This window comes from Butyricicoccus sp. OF10-2, from assembly GCF_003481925.1.
Classification (GTDB): Bacteria; Bacillota; Clostridia; order Oscillospirales; family Butyricicoccaceae; genus Agathobaculum; species Agathobaculum butyriciproducens.
Genome location: NZ_QUMC01000057.1, coordinates 1 through 4186, shown reverse-complemented (window position 1 = coordinate 4186; position 4186 = coordinate 1). Strand labels below are relative to the sequence as shown.

General features: G+C 49.4%; 2 protein-coding genes, 1 tRNA gene, 1 rRNA gene and 1 pseudogene. 2 read left to right on the top strand and 3 right to left on the bottom strand.

The window, feature by feature from the left end:
* The first annotated feature begins 33 nt into the window (after positions 1-33).
* Together DXB00_RS16025 and rrf are read left to right on the top strand one after the other, a co-directional pair.
* Positions 34-108 (top strand) — tRNA-Glu (locus DXB00_RS16025).
* A gap of 77 nt (positions 109-185) precedes the next feature.
* Positions 186-302: ribosomal RNA gene (gene rrf, locus DXB00_RS16020) — 5S ribosomal RNA — on the top strand.
* Between the two features lie 402 nt (positions 303-704).
* On the opposite strand, the gene DXB00_RS16015 is transcribed toward rrf, so the two are convergent.
* The 3 genes and pseudogenes from DXB00_RS16015 to DXB00_RS16010 form a co-directional block, all read right to left on the bottom strand.
* Entirely contained in the window at positions 705-1580 is an 876-nt protein-coding gene (locus tag DXB00_RS16015) for an IS3 family transposase (protein WP_442861158.1), read from the bottom strand.
* Positions 1560-1754 (bottom strand): annotated as a pseudogene (locus DXB00_RS18330) (transposase); the annotation flags it as partial. The gene DXB00_RS16015 and the pseudogene DXB00_RS18330, both read right to left, overlap by 21 nt.
* A gap of 78 nt (positions 1755-1832) precedes the next feature.
* A complete protein-coding gene (locus DXB00_RS16010; protein ID WP_118730438.1) occupies positions 1833-3719 on the bottom strand; it encodes an LTA synthase family protein in 1887 nt (628 codons plus the stop codon).
* Between the last annotated feature and the right edge of the window lie 467 nt (positions 3720-4186).

Below are 4186 nucleotides of genomic sequence, written 5' to 3'. Positions count from 1 at the left end.
GGAACCGAGAAATACCGGAAGTCTAACTGTTATGGCCCGTTGGTCAAGCGGCTAAGACGGCGGCCTCTCACGCCGCAAACGGGAGTTCGATTCTCCCACGGGTCACCAAATTTCTTCAAGAAAGATGTTGACAGTAGGCTGATGGTATGGTATAATAAAGCTGCACAGGAATGTGCAACGAAATAGTAGGTGTTAATGGTGACGAGGGTACACCTGTTCCCATTCCGAACACAGTAGTTAAGCTCGTTTACGGTGACAATACTTGGCTGGCGACGGCCCGGGAAGATAACTCAACGCCTACATCTAAAGCAGCAACGAAAGTTGCTGCTTTTTCTTTTGAGGGTAGACACCTACGGTTTCTACCCTCTTAGCTCCCATTTTCCTTTACTTCTTAGTTTGGCGCAAACCAGAAACCAGCGATCGCTCCGAAAAGGGGAACGGCAGAGGATCTTTTCTACTGTAGGGGAGCACAGTGTGCTCCCATTTCTCGACCTATTCGCAGTGTCAGATTCTTTGCTGCTACACATGCGGTTAAGTCTACGCAGGCGCAACATACCCGTGTCGCGCGAATTGTTTACGGGTGCTGGTGGCTGGGGCCTATCAGGTAAAGCACATGCTTGGACTTAGATGGATTTTAGATAATAAAAACGACTGCATATGAAGTGACCCCCAAAAGTTAGACAAAAATTCGTCGTAAAAATTGTTCAAGCAGCCGAAAGGGCTTGTTGTCTGTGAATTGCAGGCGGCAAGCCCTTTAGCTTTGCCTTGATTCTGCGGTTGTTGTAGTAGTCCAGATACTCAATGAGCTCCTGGTTGAAGTGCTCCATGGACTGAAATTCCTGCAGATACAATAGCTCACTTTTGAGTATTCCAAAGAAGTTTTCAATCACAGCATTATCCAGACAGTTTCCTTTACGGTTCATGCTTTGCCGGATGCCCTTCTCCCGGAGCATGCGCTGGTACTGCTTGTGCTGATACTGCCAGCCTTGATCAGAATGGAGAATGAGGTTTGTTCCGTCCGGCATTTTTGCAAATGCCTCGTTCAGCATGGTTGTCACCATGCTGAGCACGGGACGCTCCGATATGGTATAGCTGACCAGATTGCTGCTGTGCAGATCGAGAATCGGGGACAGATAGAGTTTCTCCCCAAACAAGTTGAACTCCGTCACATCCGTGACCCACTTCTGATTGGACTTGTCTGCATGGAAATCCCAATTTAACAGATTTGGTGCAACTTTACCCACATTTCCCTCATAAGAACGGTATTTCTTCATTCGGACGCGGCAAATCAGCCCTAACTCCTTCATAAGTCGCTGAACGGTTTTATGATTCACAAGGAACCCTCGGCTGCGCAGCACTGTCGTAATCCGCCGGTAGCCGTATCGGCCCCTGTTTTCGTGGTAAATCGTTGTGATTTCTTCCTTAGCGGATGTATATTTGTCTGTTTTCCGCATTTGTTTCAAGTGATAATAGAACGTTGCACGGGGCAGTTGAGCGATGGAAAGCAGAAGATTTAGAGAATATTTTTGCCTTAGTTTCTGAACTACTAGCGTTTTGTGCTGGCGTCGTTCGATGGCCAATGCCTCTGACCCTTCTGATAGATAAATACGCTTCCAGTTTCTGACCTGAGTGGCACTGCTTACTTCAAATCGTCTCGCTGTTTCGCAGTAACTCAACCTTTCTTCCATCATGGTTTCCACGACCAGCTTCTTAAACTCCGGCGTGTATCGTTTGTTCGGTTTTCCTCTTGATATAATAAATCACCCCATCTGTTAGATAGCATATCATACTGTCTAACAAATGGGGTGCTGTTCAATAGCAGTCGCTTCTGTTTAATTGCCACTGGTTGCGTTTGCGGCGTCGCTTGAAGTTGTACTTGCTGGAGAGGCAAACAGTTCTGCCTGGCGTTCGTCGCCGCCGAACAGGTTGTTATATTGTACGCGCTCGTAATCTTCAATCAGCGGGGTAAATTTTGTGGTATCCAGATGGCTGTATGCGTTGCCTTCACTATCGAAATAGCCGGCAAAGGTCATCGCCGGAATGGTTTTCTGCAGATTCCACAGGTATTTTCCGTAGGCACTGGTTTCAATGCCTGTGTTGCGCAGCACATACTGCGCGAGAAAGTTCAGGCTGGTGATCTTTGTCGAATCGCCGGTCAGCGGGTAATTGGCCCAGATGATGAACGGCACCTTAAACTTATCCATATACTGTGCCATGGTCATTTCGTCCTGGGTGACGCCGTACGCCTTATCGAGAAATTCCTGCTCGACAGACGGCTGATGATCGCCGAACATAACGAGAATGGTCGGCTCAGTCTGTGACGAGAAGTAGTCGATCAGCTTTTTGAAGGCCTCATCGGTCTTGTTGGCGAGCGTCAGATACTGCTCTGCCTTGGGGTACACGCCCGGCTCATCGACGACCTGCACCTCAGCGGGGTAATCCTCAACCGTGTAGCTTCCGTGGTTTTGAATCGTCACATTAAACAGAAACAGCGGTGTGCTTTCGTCCTTATGCTCAAACTCCCAAATAATCTGCTCGAAGTCGGAATCGTCGCTGACGTAGCCGTGCTCCTCGGTCTGCGGTACGTCCATGTCCTCGCCGCACTTGAATGAGTCGAAGCCCAGACGCGGATACGCGATATTACGCTGCCACGAGGTCTGCTCACCCGGATGGAACGCACGCGTTTCGTAGCCGTAGCCCTTGAGCAGCGTAGCCAGCGAATCCGTCGGACCGAGGATGTACTGCTGATACGGGATACTGCCCGACGGCAGGAAGTTCATCGAATTACCGGTCAGGAACTCAAACTCGCTCGTGCTTGTGCCCGCGCCGAATACCGAGGTGTAGGCGTGACCATGGATTGCATTCGACACACTGCTGATGTAATTCATTGGGCTTTCCGTAAGCGTCAGATTGCCGAAGTCCTCAAAGTCCGCCCATGATTCATTCATAATGGCAACAATATTCGGGTGATCAACGCCGACATTCGGTGTCGGGTCATCCTCTGCACCATATACAATGGCGTTGACGCGTTCTGGCGTGGTATCATCCGGTTTTTCCACTTCCATAAATTCGGTGTTTCGCAGAAATTCTGCAGCGGCACCGCCGGTCTGGTACGCACCGAGCTGATCCCACACGTCGGTCTCTACGCCGAACATGCCCAGTATTTGCGGGTGGGCGATTGGGATGAGACACAGCAGACCGGCAATCAGCACGGAACCGCGTCGCAGCAGATCGCCTTTGCGCAGCCGAAAATGCCCCATCTTATAATAAGGACGCAGCGCCCACGCAAGCAGCGTGACCAGCATAATGCAGATGGCGATTTGCCAGGTCATAGACAGGCTGTAACTGCCTGCAACGGCTACAGCGGTACCGAGTGCCTTAAAGTCCCACGGCAGAATAGGTGTGCCGCGGAAGACAGAAACGAAGTAATTCGCAGCGCCCCACATACCGGCCAGAATGTGCAGCAGCACGCAGCAGACCGCCGGATAGCCGATAATCGCACAGCCGATCCAGTAGAGTGCGCTGAGGCATAGCCAGTTAGCCAGCGCCACGCCTGCGCTCATATTCCACGGCGGAGAGCCGAGCACAAGCTGCATCAGCCAAAACGCGGTAAGCGGTGTCAGTAGCAGCAGGAGCAGCTTTTGCGCCCTTGTGTTTTGGCGCAGCGGCACATCACACCGTGGCAGCAGCTGTCTGATCAGTGAACCAACTTTTTTCATAAACCGTTCTCCTTGTAAAAAAGTTCCCACAAGAGCGGAATTATACACTAAATTGGGGGAAATGTCAAGGTTAGATGCGGCTTACAGGGCGCGCGACGGAGAAAGGCAGGTATACTATTATAATACAGGCATTGTGTGGCACAAAAATAAATAAAAAAGTACTTGACATTCGCTGTCGGATTTGGTATTCTATTAAAGCTGTCTCTGAGAGACAAGCGCAAAACCGAAAAGTTTGGTTTAGAACCGATTGAGGTTCTGAAAAAGAATTTGAAAAAAGTTCTTGACAAACGCTTCTGGTTTTGATATACTAAATAAGCTGTTGATGAGCGGTTAAGAACAACGAAAAGTTGTGAAAACTCTTTGAAAACAGCAGATTGTACCTTGTAAATTAAACAACGATGTGCTTAAACTTTTGTTCAAAAGAACGAAGGTTGTAGTGCGAACCTGAAATTTCGAGAGTTTTTTAC